We start from the raw sequence: 16925 nt of genomic DNA, 5'->3' as shown, positions 1-16925 counted from the left end.
CACCGGATTCTGATGAATGTAATCAATCTTCTGCTTTATAACTTCATTGGTTCGAAGTAGAGTAGGGTGGTTTGTGTAGATCCAGAAATGGTAATCGCTATACTGCTTATTGGTTTTCGCATAGTGACTGAATAGGTATAGCATCCAGTCTTTTCTGCTTTCCTTGGGATTGTTTTTTTATTGCTTCCAGAATTTTTTTAGCGGCAAAATTTTTGAACCTGCCCAGTAATTCCGTTAAGTCTTCATCTTGTCTTCGAGCTATCATGTGCAGATGGTTTGACATGATCACATAAGCAAAGATCTCCAACCCAAACTTTTGCTGACAATAGTTAAGATTTTCAATCAGAATATCTTTGTATTCTTTTCTGGAGAAAGCTTCTACCCAGCCTACGACAGTCAACGTGATGAAATATAAATCCCCTCCTTCCGTTTTGCGGTATTCGCTCATGAGTGTGTTTTTGGTGTAATTCATACGTGAGAAACTATAGAAGCGGCCAGAGTCCGCCCAAGAGCTCACACTCGCGGGACGCGAGCGAGGGCATCACGGGAGTAGGTTCCGCTTTTATACCCTTTCCTCCTAATCGCTCGGGTATGCAAAGGCGGAAATCCTTACCTTTGCATAAGCCCCGCCGAAATGGCAGGAAAAACTTTTTGGCAGGGGAATTGTATCTGAACAGGTACTGTTTTTGTTAACAACTAGCTGACCATATGCTTGCTATACCTTAACCGACTATCATGATCAAATTCATATTCGTTACCTTACTCGTTATCTTTTTTATCCGAATGGTGGCCCCATTCCTGTTTCGCTGGCTGCTGGCCTTCTTTGTTAAGAAGAGTCTGCGCAACGGCACTTTCTTCTATTCTAACATGAATCAGCCACGTCCTGAGCCGCAAACAAATGGCAATGGTCGACGACAGGGCGATGTCAAGATCGACTATGTGCCAGAGCAGCCTGACCGGAAGGATTTCAATGGCGGCCAGTACGTCGATTATGAAGAAATAAAATAAAAAGCCTATCTTTCAGCTCTATTCAAAGAGCATATTTAAATTTCGTTTTTGCAAGCGAAAAATGGTCAGAACGGGTTCTGACGCAATGATTTTAGAGTTGCATAGCAGCGCTATGCGACGAAAAAAGCATAAAGTCAGGTTCCATTATGAGCAGTTTGCAGCGCAAAGGATAAATTTTAAACATGCTCTAAGGTTTCCTGAAAGATATGACAGCTTCTATTGACTTTAAGCGCGATGTGCTTCCGCACCTCATCGCGATCCTGATTTTCCTTGCTCTTACCGCCGTATACTTTGCCCCAGTCCTGTTTGAGGACAAGGCGATGGCGCAGCACGATATCCTGCAGTTTAAGGGTGGCGCCAAAGAGATACAGGACTACCGCGAGGCCACCGGCGAAGAGACCCTCTGGACCAACTCCATGTTCAGCGGCATGCCTTCATACCTGATCAACACGCGCTACTCCGGCGACCTATCGGGCTACATCCATAGCATTTTGACCTTCAATATGCCGGCTATGGCGGGCAATATCTTCATTACGCTGCTCTGTGCCTACATTTTGCTGGTCACGCTGCGGCTCAACACCTGGGTATCCATTATCGGTGCTATTGCCATTGCCTTCACGTCCTACAACTTCATCATTCTGGAGGCGGGCCACAATACAAAGTCGCTCACCATTGCCTATATTCCACTCGTACTGGCCGGTATGTTCTATGCACTCCGGCGAAATGTCTGGATAGGGGCGGCTATTTTCGCGCTGGCCCTCACGCTCAATCTGCACTTCAACCACCTCCAGATGACCTACTACATGCTCCTGATGGTGCTGGTATGGATGGTGGTGGAGCTGATCTATGCCATAAAAGAAGGTAGAATTGCTGACCTGATCAAGCGTGGACTGGTGCTAGGTATAGCGGCTGTGTTGGCGGTGGGCGTTAACTTTGGAAGACTTTATACTGTAGCAGAGTACAGCCAGCACAGTATACGCGGCAAGTCCGAGCTGAGCGTGGCCAACAGCGGCGACAAAACTTCCAGCGGACTCGACCGCGACTATGCCTTTAGCTGGAGCTACGGCGTTGGCGAAACCATTACGTTGCTTATACCTGATTTCTATGGTGGAAGCAGCAGCAACACTCGCCTTGATAAGGACTCTCAAAGTTACGAGGCTTTACTCGGCCTCGGTATGCCGCCGATGCAGGCAGAGCAGGCGCTCGAGCAGGGCTTGCCGACTTACTGGGGACCGCAGCCCATGACGAGCGGTCCGGTATACGTAGGGGCGATCATCGTCTTCCTGTTCGTACTGGGTCTTTTCATCGTCCATAAACCTACCCGTATCTGGTTGCTGGTCGCTACTATCCTGTCGATTGTGCTCGCCTGGGGTAAGAATTTTGAGGCTTTCAACTACTTCATGTTCGACTACTTCCCGGGCTACAACAAGTTCAGGGCGGTTTCTTCGGCACTAATTATTGCCCAGATCACGATGCCACTGCTAGGTATACTGGCGCTTTACAAAGTCATCCGCGATCGCCATCTGATCAAAGACCTGGACAAAAAACTGATGATCTCAGCAAGTATAACCGCCGGTGTTTGCTTGCTGGTATGGCTGTTTGCCGGCTCAGCCAGCTTTGTGGGTGCCGTGGATGCGCAGCTGCAGCAGTCTTACTTCCCGCTCGACGCCATACGTGCCGACCGCGAAAGTATGATGCGCTCGGATGCTCTACGTGCATTCGTCTTTATCGCCCTAGCCTTCGGACTGCTATACCTGTATCTGAAAAACAAGCTGTCGGCCACTATGGCCATGGCAGGTATAGGTTTGCTGATACTCGTGGATCTGTGGAGCGTGAACAAGCGCTACCTCAACGACGGTGACTTTGAGAAACGTGTGGTGGAGAACTACTTCCAGCCAACGAAAGCCGACCAGATGATCCTGCAGGACAAAGACCCGCACTACCGCGTGCTATACCTGCCAAATCCGTTTAACGATGCCCGTACCTCTTTCTTCCATAAATCGGTAGGTGGTTACCATGGTGCCAAGTTGCGCCGCTACCAGGATGTAATTGACCGCCACATCGCCCAAAATAACCTGGAGGTGCTGCGGATGCTCAATACCCGCTACGTGATCACGGGTGATCAACAGCAGCCGGTGCAGCGCGTGCCGGGCGCATTGGGCAATGTCTGGTTTGTGAGCGAAGTGAAGACGGTGAACAATCCGGATGAAGAAATTGAAGCGCTGAACGGACTGGATGCCAGCACGACCGCTGTAGTAGACGCGTCGAAGTTCAAGACTTCTGCTACCAGCTACAATGCCGAGGGCTCTACCATCAAGTTAACTGACTATAAGCCAAACGCCCTCACCTATGCGGTGAATGCAGCGCAGCCCGGTCTGGCCGTATTCTCGGAGGTATACTATGAAGATGGCTGGCAGGCTTATCTGGATGGCAAACCGGTGGACCACATTCGGGTGAACTACATCCTGCGAGCCATGGAAGTGCCAGCCGGAAAGCATACCATCGAGTTCAAGTTTGAGCCAAAATCCTATGCGATTGGCAATACCGTATCCTTGATCTCTTCCATCTTGCTTTTATTGGTGATCGGAGGGGCCATCTTTTACGGCATGCGCCTCAAGCCTGAGGAAGTAGAAAAAGAAGTGATCGTATAAATTGAGGCCCCGGTTTTGTAGATCGGGGCCTTTGTTTTAAGCCACATGGAAGCACCGCTGCAACAACTGCACAGTCCGGTTTGGGAGGAGCAAGGTATAGCGCTTTGGGTAAAGCGAGAGGATCTGTTGCACCCCACTATTTCGGGCAATAAGTGGCGCAAACTCAAATACAACCTACAGGAGGCAAAGCGGCTGCAACACGACACGCTGCTGACCTTTGGCGGGGCCTACTCCAACCACATCGCGGCCGTAGCAGCGGCTGGGCAGGAGTTCGGTTTCAAGACCATTGGCATCATCCGGGGAGAGGAGCACCTGCCGCTCAACCCCACACTCACGTTTGCCACTTCGGCAGGTATGGAACTGCACTACATTTCCCGCGAGGCTTACCGGCAGAAAGCTGACCCCGTATACCTGACGCAACTAGCCGGGCAGTTCGTAAATCCTTATATCATACCTGAAGGCGGCACCAATGCACTGGCCGTGAAAGGCTGCACTGAAATTGTGTCAGACATTCCCATCGACTACGACTATATCTGCTGTGCAAGCGGCACGGGCGGTACAATAGCCGGAATCATCGCTGGCTTGGATGGGAAAGGGCAGGTGCTCGGCTTTCCGGCTTTGAAGGGTGGAGAATTTCTACAGGAGGAGATCGAGCAACTGATTGACAGGTATAACGGGCAGCACTATGATAACTGGCAACTGATCACTGATTATCATTTCGGCGGCTATGCTAAGGTAAAACCGGAATTGCTGGATTTTATGCGCATCTTTCAGCAGGAGCACCACTTTCCGCTGGAGCCTGTTTATACCGGCAAAATGTTTTATGGCTTAATTGATCTGATCCGGAAAGGTTACTTCCCGAAAGGCAGTCGCATTGTGGCGGTGCATACCGGCGGACTGCAGGGCAATGCCGGTTTTCAGGAAAGGCTGGGTATAGCCCTGTAGCTGATTTGAACTTTAGCACCATAATTGCTGTGTAGACCGTAGTTATCACAACTGACAAAAAGCTGCTCATGCCCCTCATCCGATCTTTGTTCCGCCTGCTGCCCTTCATCCTGCTGCTCGTAGTGGGCTGGTACGTCTGGCGACAAGTGAAAGACACCTTCGGTCCTGACGAGAAACAACCTGAAGTCATTGTAAATCACAACACCATCCTGACCACCGTGGAAGAGCTCGGGAAGATGGAGCTGGTGCGCTATAATTTCAAAGATGTAGTGGAGTACGAGAAAAATGTATCGCGCTGGGTACCCAATTCGAAAGTGGTGCTGATCGTGACGGGAGAAGCTGTGGGCTGTATAGATTTCACGAAACTGACACAGCAGGACATCCTTTTCCAGGGCGATTCGCTGGTGCAGATCAGTTTACCGGAACCCGAACTTTGCTATTACAAGATAGATCATAGCAAGTCCAAAGTTTTTTCAAAAGAGAATACCTATTTCCAGGATGCCGATCTGGTACAGGAAAGTTACCGTTATGCCGAAAGTAATGTGAAAGAAGCTGCCATTAACTCCGGCATCCTGCGCCAGACGCAGGTAAATGCTGAGAAGGTGCTGAAGCCAATTTTGGAAGAAGTAACAGGCCGGAAAGTCGTGTTAGTGCCGCAACGCCGTATCCAGAACCCGGAAATGCCTAGGAAGCGTTAATTACAACCGAATCGCTTTTTTGATGGTCGCTAGTCAGCCATAAGCAATGCTGTCGCTCCACTTGTATGGGAGCGTAGCAAACCAATGCTGTTTAGTTTAAGGGCTTGCTACTGGCCCGAAAGGCTTATTTTCTGCTTTCTCCCTATCAAAAGATACAGTATGGCTCCTAAAATGGGCAGAAAAACGATTACTAAAACCCAGATTAGCTTATTGATACTGTTTTCAAATTCGTTTGTAAGCAGATCGACCAAGGCCCATAGCCACAGAATGGCAGGTATACCCAGGAAAAATAAGATGAGCATTATTTCTGCTCCTCCTAGTCCACCGATAAATAACAGGCTGTTCACTATCATGTTAAGTTTATTTTCGTGTAATACTGCTTTATACAAGGTTTACTATAACGCAAACTTCAATCGCATGCCTCTGAAGGTAGGCTATTGAAACAGGTTATTATAGTCTACTAATATAGAACTTTCTTATTATATTCTGATAATCAGAAAAGTATTCATTCCAGCTTCTTTAGCGCATCCTGTACCAAATCGCTTTCATAGCCTTTGCTTACCAGATAATAAGTCAGCTTCTGGCGGCGGGCGAAGGGATTCTTTTCTTTTTCAGTGGCATTTTTCTTCTCGAGGAGCTGCTTCAGATTCTGCTCATATACCTCGTAGTCAATTTCCTTTAGGCCCTGTTTGATGCAGTAGTCGGAGATGCCTTTGGCCTTGAGGCCTTGAACGATCTTGCGGCGTCCCCATTTCTTAAGACCGTACTTACCCCGCACATAGGACTGTGCGTAGCGCTCCTCATCCAGCATCTTCTCCTGCCCGAGGCGCACAATGATCTCTTCCACATCATCCGGTTCCAGTCCATAGGTATAGAGCTTGGTGCGCACTTCCTGCTGCGTACGCTCCTGGTAGGCGCAGTAAGCCGCCGCCTTGATCAGGGCCTCTTTCGGGGTATAGGTTTTCTGTTTTTTCTGTCGTTCCAAATCGTTCGTTCTGCTCCTGTTTAAAACAAGTATGAGCGTGCAAGAGTTGCGGCATTTTCAATTAAAAACAAGATAAGAAACTAACAATTAAACACACAACTAATCTGAATTCCCCGCACCTTTGTGGCTTCTAAAATTAACTCAGGTATGTTCTCAAAAGGAGTCAGGTTCATGCTGCTGTCCACGTTGTTTTTCTCGCTCATGAACGTGTGCGTGAAGCTGGTGCCGCATATACCTGCCATGGAAGTAATATTATTCCGGTCAGCGGTGTCGCTGGTGATCAGCTATTTTGCGCTAAGTCGCCAGAAAGTGAGCGTATGGGGCAATAACCGGGGGCTGTTGATCATGCGCGGCCTGACAGGTTCTACGGCGCTCGTACTTTTCTTCAACACCCTGCAGAACCTTCCGCTGGCCACGGCCGCCACCATACAGTACCTCTCGCCGATCTTCACGACGATCCTGGGTGTTTTTATTGTAAAAGAGAAGGTCAAGCCCTGGCAGTGGGTCTTCTTCGCCATTTCTTTTGCGGGTATCATCGTCATTGAGGGGCTCGACGCTACGGCCGACTCCCTTTACGTTTGGATGGGGGTGGCGAGCGCCCTTTTCTCAGGACTGGCGTACAGCTCCATCCGCCGGCTCAACACCCGGGAGCACCCGCTTGTGATCGTGTTTTACTTTCCGCTGGTAGCCCTGCCTATTGCAGGTGTATACTCCCTTTTCCATTGGGTGCAGCCCGCGGGCTGGGACTGGGGCATTCTGTTGTTGGTGGGCATCCTCACGCAGTTGGGGCAGTACTACATGACTATGTCGTACCAGGCCGAAGAGATCTCTAAAGTGGCCAACCTGAACTACATCGGAATTATTTATGCGCTTTTGTTGGGATTTGTCTTGTTTGACGAGCATTTCCAACTGGCCACTTACGTAGGGATGGCGCTGGTGCTGGTGGGTGTCATATTGAACGTGCGCTATAAAAACAAACTGTCGAAACGCGAGATCGAGGCCCTTGAAACGAAGCTGCCTAAGATATAGCATAGAGGCCTCCACGCTTAAATTCCAAAAAAGCTAAACACGATGGGCGGGTTTTGTCGTTAGTTCTTAAATTGTGAAAGCCAACATTCAAACTAAGAGCCTACTGCACATGCGCCCTGCTTTGCTGCTTTTCCTGCTATACCTGTTGCCGGCCCTCACCATGGCGGGTACACTGCGCGGGCGCATCACCGACGAAAACAACCAGGGTCTACCTTTCGCCAGCATCTACATCAAAGAAACCGCCAGTGGCACCGCCTCCAACGATCAGGGCAACTACCAACTGCAACTCCCGGCCGGCACCTATACCTTAGAGTTTAAGTATGTCGGGTATAGAGCCCGCATTGAGACCGTAACGATCGGCGAGGGCGCGCAGGAACTGAACGTGCAGCTACTGCCCGAGGTGCTCAACCTGAAAGAAGTGGTGGTGAAGGCGGCAGACGAGGACCCGGCCTACGGCATCATGCGCAACGCCATCCGGCTGCGCAAGTACCACCGCGACGAAGTGAATGCCTGGAGCGCCCGGGTATACATGAAAGGCGTGGCCCGAATGGACAAAGTGCCCGGCAAGGTGCTGGGGGTGCGGGTAGTGGATGTGGACACAGGCATCGTATACCTGTCGGAGTCGGTGTCGGAGCTGCATTTTAAAAAGCCGAACAAAGTAAACGAGCGCGTCATCTCCTCCAAAGTCAGTGGCAAGAAGCAGGGCTTTAGCTTCAACCAGGCCTCTGAAATGAACATCAGCTTTTATGACAACCTGCTGAAGGTGGAGGGGCTGAGCGAACGGGGTTTTGTGTCGCCGCTGGCCAACAATGCGCTTTTCTTTTACCGCTTCGAGTACCAGGGCACTTTCGAGGAAAATGGCCGCACGATCAACAAAATTAAAGTCATACCCAGGCGCAAGAACGACCCGGTGTTTCAGGGCAATATCTACATCGTGGACGGCTCGTGGCGCATCCACAGCACCGACCTGACCCTCACCAAAAACGCAGGTATAGACTTCGTCGATTTTATACGGGTGCGGCAGGTATACGCGCCGGTGCAGGACCATGTCTGGATGCCGGTTTCGCAGCGGTTTACCTTTGAAGCTTCGGGACTGGGCTTCAAGGGAGGAGGCTATGCCACGGGTGTGTACTCCAGGTATAAGGTGCAGCCCGCCTACAGTCGTCCACCTCAGGTGGTAGAGCCGGAGCCGGAAGTGGTGGAAGATGCCGTAGCGGTAGAGGTGAAGCCCGCCCGTCGGCAGCGGGCACGGGTGATCGAACCTGTTGCGGCAACACCCGAGGAACAGCCTGCCATACACGACGAAAAATTATTTAGCCGAGAAGTGCTGGTTGTGGAGAAAGAAGCGAATACCCGCGATTCTGCCTATTGGGCCGAGATCCGGCCGGTGGCGCTCACCGAGGAAGAGCAAATCGATTACCAGCGCAAGGACAGCCTGGAGGTCATCCGGGAGTCCAGGGTATACAAGGACTCGGTGGACCGCATCCGGAACAAGCCTACTTTTGGCAGCTTTTTTACGCGCGGCTATACCTACAACAACACCTACGAACGCCGCTTTTTCCGGATAGACCCGCTGTTGAGCCTGACGGGTGGGCCGAGTGTACTGCAATTCAATACCGTAGAGGGCACCGTGCTGAACGTGGGCATGGAATACCGGCAGGATTTTGAAGACCGTCGGCGCTACGAAATAGAGCCCACGATCCGCTACGGCCTCTCCAACGAGAAACTCAATGCCAAACTGCGCCTGAGCTATACCTACGACCCCATCAAACGGAGCTCGGTTTCGTTGGAAGGCGGCCGTTTTGTGGATCAGATCAACTCCACCAACCCGATCTCGCCGTTTGCCAACACGGTCTATACCTTGCTGATGGAGCGCAATTACCTCAAACTCTACCAGCGTGACTATGGCCGGGTGAACCACCGCTCCGAAATTCTGAATGGCGTTACGATCCTCACTTCACTTGATTACAGTCACCGCATGCCGCTGGAGAACTCCACCGACTATACCTTCCGGGAAAGCAGCAGCGGCAACTTCACTTCCAATGTGCCCGAGAACGCGGAGCTGGCCGATGCTTCCTTCGAGCCGCACCAGGCCCTGACGGCAGCCTTCACCGTCGCGTTCCGGCCGGGCATGAACTACATCTCCCGACCCGACCGCAAGATCAACATCGGCTCGCGCTGGCCTACTTTTTCGCTGGGCTATCGGGGAGGTATAAAAGCGCTGGGGGGCGATGTGCGGTATACCACCTTGGCGTTGCGCATTTCAGATGATTTCAGTCTGGGCCTGCTGGGCAGCAGCGAGTTCAGCTTTACGGGTGGCACTTTCTGGGGCAAGGAGAACATGCAGCTGATGGACTACCGCCATTTCAACGGCAACCGCACCGTGTTCGCGGGTGTGTATACCGGCTTCCAGTTGCTTGACTACTATAGGTATAGCACCAGCAACCGCTACCTGGAGGGGCACTATGAGCACCACTTCAATGGCTTCCTGTTCAACAAGATCCCGCTCTTCCGCAAACTCAAATGGCAGGAAGTGGTGAGTCTGCACTACCTGAACACGCGCGAGTCGGAGAACTACCTGGAACTGGGCCTGGGTATAGAGCACATCTTCAAAGTACTGCGCGTCGATTTCTTCACGTCGTTTCAGGAGCGGCAAAAGGTGCACACCGGGCTGCGGTTCGGGTTTGGATTTTAAGCCAAGCACTTGGTGAAAGCTGTTTTATAACCAAATCCACAGGTTGGCCGTTAAAAAAGCACAGTTCATAACCATTTAAAAACGACTATGAAGAAGTTAAAAGATATATTCATAACAGGATTGGCGCTGGCCCTGGTAGCGGTTTTGGGCACCAGCTGCGGCGAAAGGCCACAGTCCGACCCGGTAGATGACACCAGTACTGCCGAAGCCATCACGAACAAAAGCGAGTCCACACAAAACCTGACCAAGCCACGCCCTGCCCCTATCGGCGACACCGCTGAAACAGGCGAGCAGGCCGACCGCTTTGGCAACCTGCCTTCCAACGTAGATACTGTAGCCCGCCAGCGGGTAGAATTGGAAAAGCAGCAACAAAAGAACCCCAATCAGCAGCCCTAACTTCGCAACCTGACTGCAGATAAAAGAAGGCAAGTACAGAAGAGGCCATACCTGAAAACGATCAGGTATGGCCTCTTTGTTTTTGGCAGGTATAGGTTATTTCACTACAGCCGTAGTACCGACCGGTGGAATCACCAGACCGGCGCCCGTTTTCTTGCGGCCTTTAAGGTTGATGTTGTAGATGATCACCGAGATAAAGATGAGCACATAAGCCGCTACTTTTACCGCCGTGGTCTCTTCGTTGAAGTACACGAACGCCACCACAAAGTTGAGGATCGGGTTGATGTACATCAGGATGCCAATGGTGCCGGACGTGAGTTCCTTGAGGGCATAAAGGTTCAGGAACAACGGAAGCACCGTAAAGACAGCGCTCAGTATACCTGTCATCAAAAAGAAGTGCCCGTCCAGCGCTACTTCGGAGCTGCCTTTGAACTGATCGTAAAATGGTGCGATAAACACAAAAGAGAGCAACAGCTGCAACGTGAGTAGCACGATCTTGTCGTATACCTTGAGGATGCGCTGCGTGATCAGGTAAAAAGCATAGCTCAACGCGATCAGCAGACTGAACAGCAGACTCGTCAGCTCGCCCGTCCCGATCAGCACGCAGCTCAGCGCACTCAGCCCGATGGCTACCCACTGGTTCGCCCGCAGTTCTTCTTTCAGCAAAGCAAAACCCAGCACTGCCGTCAGGATGGGGCAAAGCAGGTATGAGAATGAGCCCGTCTGGATGTTGATGTGGTTGATCACGTAAATGAACGTGAGCCAGTTGATGGTGAGCAGCGAGCCGCCCAGAAAAGTAAAGAGAAGGAACCTGCGCGCCTCACGCGGCTTGGAGGCTTTTACCTGCGCAAGCGTCTGCAGGAGGTATTTGCGCCGGAAAAGCACCGTGATCAGCACCAGAAACAGCATAGACAAGGTCACCCGAAAGAACAGGATCTGTCCGCTCGGGTAGTCGGCCAGGGCCTTGAGCGGGAAAGGGATAAAGCCCCAGATGACAAAGGCTGCTATACCTGCCGCGTAATATGGTTTGGTGTTCGTTGTTTCCATTTCAATATAAAAGAGCGCAAATGTATCGTTTTGATTTTGAAAAAGCCGCTATATAGTTTCCGATATCCGTGTTTTGACATCAGTTGCCGACCGGTTTAATTATTTGCAGCTCATCCCAACCCTTCGTCTGAAACCTTATCTTTGAGCTTTAAATTAAATTGTATGCTCAGCTTTCACCAGCTTCAAGCCATTACAGGAGGTGCCGTGTTGCAACAGCTGCAGGAAAGCCCCGTGGTGCACCTGCTCACCGACAGCCGCAAACTTTCGCAGTCGGCGGGCACGCTGTTTTTTGCCATCAGGGGTCGCCACAACGACGGGCACGTATACCTGGAGCAACTTTACAGGCTGGGCGTGCGGCAGTTTGTGGTGGAGGAAGCAGCAGGTATGGAGCAGCTATACCCCGAGGCGAATATTTTGCAGGTAAAGAGCAGTCTGGAGGCTTTGCAGGCAGTAGCGGCCTGGCACCGGACGCAGTTCCGTATACCTGTGCTGGGCATTACGGGCAGCAACGGCAAGACCATTGTGAAGGAGTGGCTGGCGCAACTGTTGAGTCCGGAAGAGTTGGTGGTGAAGAGCCCGCGCAGTTACAATTCCCAGATCGGGGTGCCGCTCTCGGTGTGGCAGCTGGATGCAAACCATACCTTTGGCCTGTTTGAGGCAGGTATATCGCAGCCGGGCGAGATGCAGAAGCTGCAGCAAATCATACAGCCTATGCAGGGCCTGTTCACCAACATCGGCAGCGCCCACGACGAGGGCTTTGCCGACCATCGCCAGAAAGTGGCGGAGAAGATGCAACTGTTCACTAAAGTGGAGCTGCTTTTCTATTGCCTCGATCACAAGCTGATTCACGAAGCAGTGCAGGCGAGCGCTATACCTGCTTTCACCTGGTCTCGCCACCAACAGGCGGATGTGGAAATCCGAAACAGCAGCATCTCCGGCCACAAAACGATCGTGGGCTATACCTTCCGGGGCGAGCAGCACAGCCTGGCCATCCCTTTCACAGACGAGGCCTCCGTAGAAAATGCCCTGCACTGCCTGGCGGTGCTACTGCAACGCGCCACTGACCTTACGGCTATACAAGACCGCATGGACCGGCTTCAACCCGTGGCCATGCGCCTCGAAATGAAAGAAGCCATCAACGGCTGCTACCTCATCGACGATACTTATAACAACGATCTCGCCGGTCTTTCCATCGCCCTCGACCTGCTGGCTAGTCAGCCGAAGCGGGGAAGGCGCACGCTTATACTTTCCGATCTGCTGGAGTCGGGTATGTCGGAGGAGAAGCTTTATAGCCAAGTAGCTTCCCTGACCAAAGCCCATCAGGTGGAGCGCCTGATCGGGGTCGGGCCGACCATACGGGCGCATGGCGCCAAATTTGGCGGCGATACCATTTTCTATACCAGTACTGCCGATTTCTTGCAGCAATTAAGTCCGGAGCAGTTCCGCAACGAACTGGTGCTAATCAAGGTCGCCCGTGTTTTTGGTTTCGAGAAGATTGTGCAGGCTTTTCAGCAGAAGGTACACGGTACAGTGCTGGAAGTAAACCTGGATGCGCTGGTTCACAACCTCAACTACTACCGCTCCAAGCTGGCATCTAGTACCAAACTGATGGTAATGGTGAAGGCCTTTGCCTACGGCAGCGGCAGCTTTGAGGTCGCCAGCCTCCTGCAGTTTCACCGGGTTGACTACCTGGCAGTGGCCTACGTGGACGAAGGCGTGAGCCTGCGCGAACACGGCATCACGCTGCCGATCATGGTCATGAACCCCTCGCCAGACAGCCTGGCCAAACTGCACCAGTACAGCCTCGAGCCTGAGATCTACTCCCTGGAGCTACTCCGCGATTTCCTGGCAACTGCCCAGCCTGACATCCTCTACAAAATTCACCTGAAGCTCGATACCGGCATGCACCGCCTTGGTTTTACGGGAGATGATTTTGACGAGCTTTTCTCTTTGCTCAGGCAGCATCCTCAGGTGCGGGTGGTAAGCACTTTCAGTCATCTGGCGGGAGCCGACGAGGCCCTGCACGACGATTTTTCGCACAGGCAACTGCAAAACTTCACCGCTTTGGCTGCTGAGGTAGAAGAACGCCTCGGCTATACCTTGCTCAAACATATTCTTAACTCGGCAGGCATCGTTCGCTTTCCGGAGCACCAGCTGGATATGGTGCGCTTAGGTATAGGCTTATACGGTGTGGAGTCTACGGGCTCGGAGCAGGAGGCGCTGCAACCGGTTAGTACGCTCAAAACCACCATCTCGCAGCTTAAGCACATCCGGCAGGGCGAAACGGTGGGCTACAGCCGCAAAGGTATAGCCGACACCGACAAGACCATCGCCACCATCGCTATCGGTTACGCCGACGGCTACGACCGACGCTTCAGCAACGGCGCCGGCGAGGTGATCGTCAACGGCCAGCGCGCTCCGATCATCGGCAATGTGTGTATGGATATGTGCATGGTCGACGTAACCGGTATACCTGCCAAAACAGGCGACGAAGTGACGGTGTTTGGCCCGCAACTCACACTTGTTGAACTAGCGCAACGCATCGGCACCATCCCTTACGAATTGCTCACCAACGTCAGCTCCCGCGTCAAGCGCATCTTCTTCTCGGAGTAACTTTACTGATGTGAGGGTTTGGAGATTCGGAAATTTGAAAATGAATGTGCCGATGACGAATTCAGGATTTGAAACTATCAAAATTTTAAAGGAACAGTTGATTTGTGATCTGAGTGTGGGCCTCCGGTGCAGTAGCTTCCTGGTGCAGGTTCGTAGCGATACCGCAAAGTTAGGTATAGGAGTGCTGTTGCTTGCAGGTATAGAAAGGCTGTTGCTTGCAGGTATAGCCAATCCGGCCAGTACCAGTGATAACCGAACGCAAGGTTTTTTACCAGCAACACATTAGCCCATCATTAAATCTCCACATCTCTAAATTTTAAAATCCCCAAATCCTCACATCTTCAAATCATAAGTCCTATTCTTTTGCAATACCGGGGAACAGCTTGTATCTTGCAGTTGTTTATAAACAGTCTAAATAAAAGAAGAGAAATCGTGCGTAACAGGATACAGAAACCACAGGACCAGAAGAGTGTGCGCGATCTGAAGATCGGGGAGAGCGGAGAGATTTCTAGCCTAAACGACCCGGAAATGGCACTTAAGCTACTCGAGATGGGCTGTATACCTGGTGCCGAGGTTAAGCTGAACAGCAAAGCCCCCTTCGGAGACCCTGTTACCATTATCGTGAACGACTATACGCTCTCACTCCGTTTAGACGAAGCTGAAACCATTCTGCTGAAGTAGATTTATTACCACATGGCTGTTACTATAGAGGCGGAAGCGCCAGAAGCCAAAAAAGTACCTGTCCACCAGCCGGTGGCCAGAATAGCTTTGATTGGCAACCCAAACTCGGGTAAAACATCACTTTTCAACCAACTCACAGGCCTTAACCAGAAGGTGGGTAACTTTCCGGGCGTTACCGTCGACAAAAAGACCGGCATCAGTCATCTGACACCGCAGCTTAAAGCCCAAATCATCGACCTGCCCGGCAGCTATAGTTTATACCCGAAGTCGCTCGACGAGCGTGTGATCATCGACCTGCTCTACGATCCGGTATTAAAAAATCGCCCTGACCTGGTCATCGTAACCGCCGACGCTTCCAATCTGAAGCGCAACTTATTGCTTTTCACGCAATTGGCTGACCTTCGTATACCTGCTGTGCTGGCCCTCAACATGATGGACGTGGCAGAGACCGAAGGCGTGAAGATCGATGTTGAAGCGTTGCAGCGCGACCTCGGAGTACCGGTTATACCCATGAATGCCCGCAAAGGCATAGGTATAGCGGCGCTCAAAATCCTGGTGTCGCAGCAACTGTCAGCCACTGAGGTGGCTTTCTTTGAGGTACCGGCCAACCTCCGGCCAATGGTAGACCAGATAAAAGAGCGCTTCAGTCTGAACAACGATTACTTGGCCCTGCACTATGCCCACCAGTACAAGCACCTGCGCTTTTTATCAGAAGAAGACAAGGTATGGGTGGCGCAGCTACTGGAAGCACAGGGCTTCAAGTCTACCACTGAGCAGGCCAATGAGACCATTGCCCGCTATGTGCGCATCAACGAGGTGCTGCTCGATGCGGTGCGGGTAGAGAAGGCCAAAGAAGAAGAGAAGTTCAGCAACAAGCTCGATCAGATCCTGACGCACCGGGTGTACGGGTATCTGATCTTCATGGGACTGCTTTTTCTGGTGTTCCAGGCGGTGTTTGCCTGGGCCAGCTACCCCATGGACCTGATCGACGAAGGTATAGCGGCGCTGAACAGCCTGATTCAGGCGAACTTTAACGGCCCGCTCATCAACCTGCTGACCGAAGGTGTGATTGCCGGCCTGGGAGGTGTACTGATCTTTATACCACAGATAGCCATACTCTTTGCTTTTATCGCCATTCTGGAAGAAACGGGCTACATGGCCCGCGTCACTTTCATGATGGATAAGATCATGCGCAAATTCGGTCTGAACGGCAAAAGCGTGGTGCCGCTTATTTCAGGCGTTGCCTGCGCGGTGCCGGCTGTGATGTCGGCGCGCACGATCGAGAACTGGAAAGACCGGATGATCACCATCTTCGTGACGCCGCTCATGAGCTGCTCGGCCCGCATACCGGTGTATACTGTGCTGATTGCCCTGGTGGTGCCGGAGGTATACTACTTAGGCTTCATGAACCTGCAGGGAATTGTGCTGATGGGGCTATACCTGCTGGGCTTCCTGTCGGCCATCTTGTCGGCACTGCTGCTCAAAGTGTTGCTGAAGGCCCGTGAGCGCAGCTACTTCATCATGGAGTTTCCGGTATACCGCATGCCGCGCTGGAAAAACGTGGGTCTCACTATTTTCGAGAAGTCCAGGACCTTCGTACTGGAGGCAGGTAAGATCATCGTGGCGGTTTCCATCATCCTGTGGGTGCTGGCCTCCTACGGTCCCGGCGATAGCTTTGAGCGTGCCGAGGAGCGCGCTGTGGCCGAGGCCGAAGTAAAAGGCCTCGGCGAAGAGCAAACAAATAACCTGATCTCCTCTTACCAACTGGAGTCGAGCTATGCGGGCAAGTTCGGTCATGCCATCGAGCCGGCCATCCGTCCACTGGGCTACGACTGGAAGATAGGTATAGCCCTGCTGACCTCCTTCGCTGCCCGCGAGGTGTTTGTCGGCACCATCTCGACGATCTACAGTATAGGCGAAGAAGAGAACGTGACGACGATAAAAGACAAGCTAATGTCAGAGAAAGACGCCGATGGCAATCCATTCTTCACGCCGGCCAGAGCCTTCTCGCTGCTGATCTTCTACGCCTTCGCTATGCAGTGCATTAGTACGCTGGCCATTGTGCGCCGCGAAACGAAGAGCTGGATGTGGCCGCTGGCGCAGCTGGTCTACATGACGGGACTGGCGTACGTGTCCGCTTTTGCCGTTTTCCAACTGATGAGCTAAGCCAGAACTTA

At 52.0% G+C, this 16925-nt stretch carries 14 protein-coding genes; 10 read left to right on the top strand and 4 right to left on the bottom strand.

Translation table 11 applies throughout. From position 1 onward, the window contains the following. Positions 1-106 precede the first annotated feature (106 nt). The gene (locus tag AC4QZR_RS18610; protein ID WP_494482260.1) at positions 107-448 is read right to left on the bottom strand and encodes a transposase; all 342 of its coding nucleotides are present in this window, start codon (positions 446-448) and stop codon (positions 107-109) included. Positions 449-735: 287 nt separating this feature from the next. On the opposite strand from AC4QZR_RS18610, the gene AC4QZR_RS18605 reads away from it, so the two are divergent. The 4 genes from AC4QZR_RS18605 (at position 736) to AC4QZR_RS18590 (ending at position 5302) form a co-directional block, all read left to right on the top strand. After that, entirely contained in the window at positions 736-1008 is a 273-nt protein-coding gene (locus AC4QZR_RS18605) for a DUF4834 family protein (RefSeq protein ID WP_494482259.1), read from the top strand. 206 nt (positions 1009-1214) lie between these two features. Beyond that, positions 1215-3659, top strand: coding sequence for a YfhO family protein (locus tag AC4QZR_RS18600; protein WP_494482258.1), 2445 nt, complete (start codon positions 1215-1217; stop codon positions 3657-3659). Between the two features lie 45 nt (positions 3660-3704). Beyond that, positions 3705-4604, top strand: a complete 900-nt coding sequence (locus tag AC4QZR_RS18595) for a 1-aminocyclopropane-1-carboxylate deaminase/D-cysteine desulfhydrase (RefSeq protein ID WP_494482257.1) — start codon at positions 3705-3707, stop codon at positions 4602-4604. A gap of 68 nt (positions 4605-4672) precedes the next feature. Continuing rightward, the gene (locus AC4QZR_RS18590; protein WP_494482256.1) at positions 4673-5302 is read left to right on the top strand and encodes a DUF4230 domain-containing protein; all 630 of its coding nucleotides are present in this window, start codon (positions 4673-4675) and stop codon (positions 5300-5302) included. Positions 5303-5409: 107 nt separating this feature from the next. Here the strand turns inward: AC4QZR_RS18590 and AC4QZR_RS18585 are convergent, their stop codons facing one another. Together AC4QZR_RS18585 and AC4QZR_RS18580 are read right to left on the bottom strand one after the other, a co-directional pair. Beyond that, positions 5410-5604, bottom strand: coding sequence for a PLDc N-terminal domain-containing protein (locus tag AC4QZR_RS18585; RefSeq protein WP_494482294.1), 195 nt, complete (start codon positions 5602-5604; stop codon positions 5410-5412). A gap of 203 nt (positions 5605-5807) precedes the next feature. Beyond that, a complete protein-coding gene (locus AC4QZR_RS18580) occupies positions 5808-6287 on the bottom strand; it encodes a regulatory protein RecX (protein ID WP_494482255.1) in 480 nt (159 codons plus the stop codon). Between the two features lie 147 nt (positions 6288-6434). Here AC4QZR_RS18580 and AC4QZR_RS18575 point away from each other — a divergent pair, with 147 nt between their 5' ends. The 3 genes from AC4QZR_RS18575 (at position 6435) to AC4QZR_RS18565 (ending at position 10407) form a co-directional block, all read left to right on the top strand. Beyond that, positions 6435-7316 carry a DMT family transporter gene (locus tag AC4QZR_RS18575; RefSeq protein ID WP_494482293.1) on the top strand — a complete coding sequence of 294 codons (882 nt, stop codon included), beginning with the start codon at positions 6435-6437 and terminating at the stop codon, positions 7314-7316. Positions 7317-7389: 73 nt separating this feature from the next. After that, on the top strand, positions 7390-10011 hold the full coding sequence (locus AC4QZR_RS18570; protein ID WP_494482254.1) for a DUF5686 and carboxypeptidase regulatory-like domain-containing protein: 2622 nt from the start codon (positions 7390-7392) through the stop codon (positions 10009-10011). Between the two features lie 87 nt (positions 10012-10098). Continuing rightward, positions 10099-10407 carry a hypothetical protein gene (locus tag AC4QZR_RS18565; protein ID WP_253406467.1) on the top strand — a complete coding sequence of 103 codons (309 nt, stop codon included), beginning with the start codon at positions 10099-10101 and terminating at the stop codon, positions 10405-10407. A 96-nt stretch (positions 10408-10503) separates the two neighbouring features. On the opposite strand, the gene AC4QZR_RS18560 is transcribed toward AC4QZR_RS18565, so the two are convergent. After that, positions 10504-11454, bottom strand: coding sequence for an EamA family transporter (locus tag AC4QZR_RS18560; protein ID WP_494482253.1), 951 nt, complete (start codon positions 11452-11454; stop codon positions 10504-10506). Positions 11455-11616: 162 nt separating this feature from the next. On the opposite strand from AC4QZR_RS18560, the gene AC4QZR_RS18555 reads away from it, so the two are divergent. The 3 genes from AC4QZR_RS18555 to feoB all read left to right on the top strand — a co-directional run bounded on the left by AC4QZR_RS18555 (position 11617) and on the right by feoB (position 16914). Continuing rightward, positions 11617-14067: a bifunctional UDP-N-acetylmuramoyl-tripeptide:D-alanyl-D-alanine ligase/alanine racemase gene (locus AC4QZR_RS18555; protein ID WP_494482252.1), complete on the top strand. Its 2451-nt coding sequence runs from the start codon at positions 11617-11619 to the stop codon at positions 14065-14067. Positions 14068-14499: 432 nt separating this feature from the next. Further along, complete coding sequence (locus tag AC4QZR_RS18550; protein WP_494482251.1) at positions 14500-14748, top strand: FeoA family protein; 249 nt, start codon at positions 14500-14502, stop codon at positions 14746-14748. Between the two features lie 12 nt (positions 14749-14760). Next, complete coding sequence (feoB, locus tag AC4QZR_RS18545) at positions 14761-16914, top strand: ferrous iron transport protein B (RefSeq protein ID WP_253406463.1); 2154 nt, start codon at positions 14761-14763, stop codon at positions 16912-16914. The last annotated feature ends 11 nt before the right edge of the window (positions 16915-16925 follow it).

This window comes from Pontibacter sp. YIM B11418, assembly GCF_059278805.1.
Note: the sequence above shows the minus strand (reverse complement) of the source record. Positions and strands in the feature narration are given on the sequence as shown.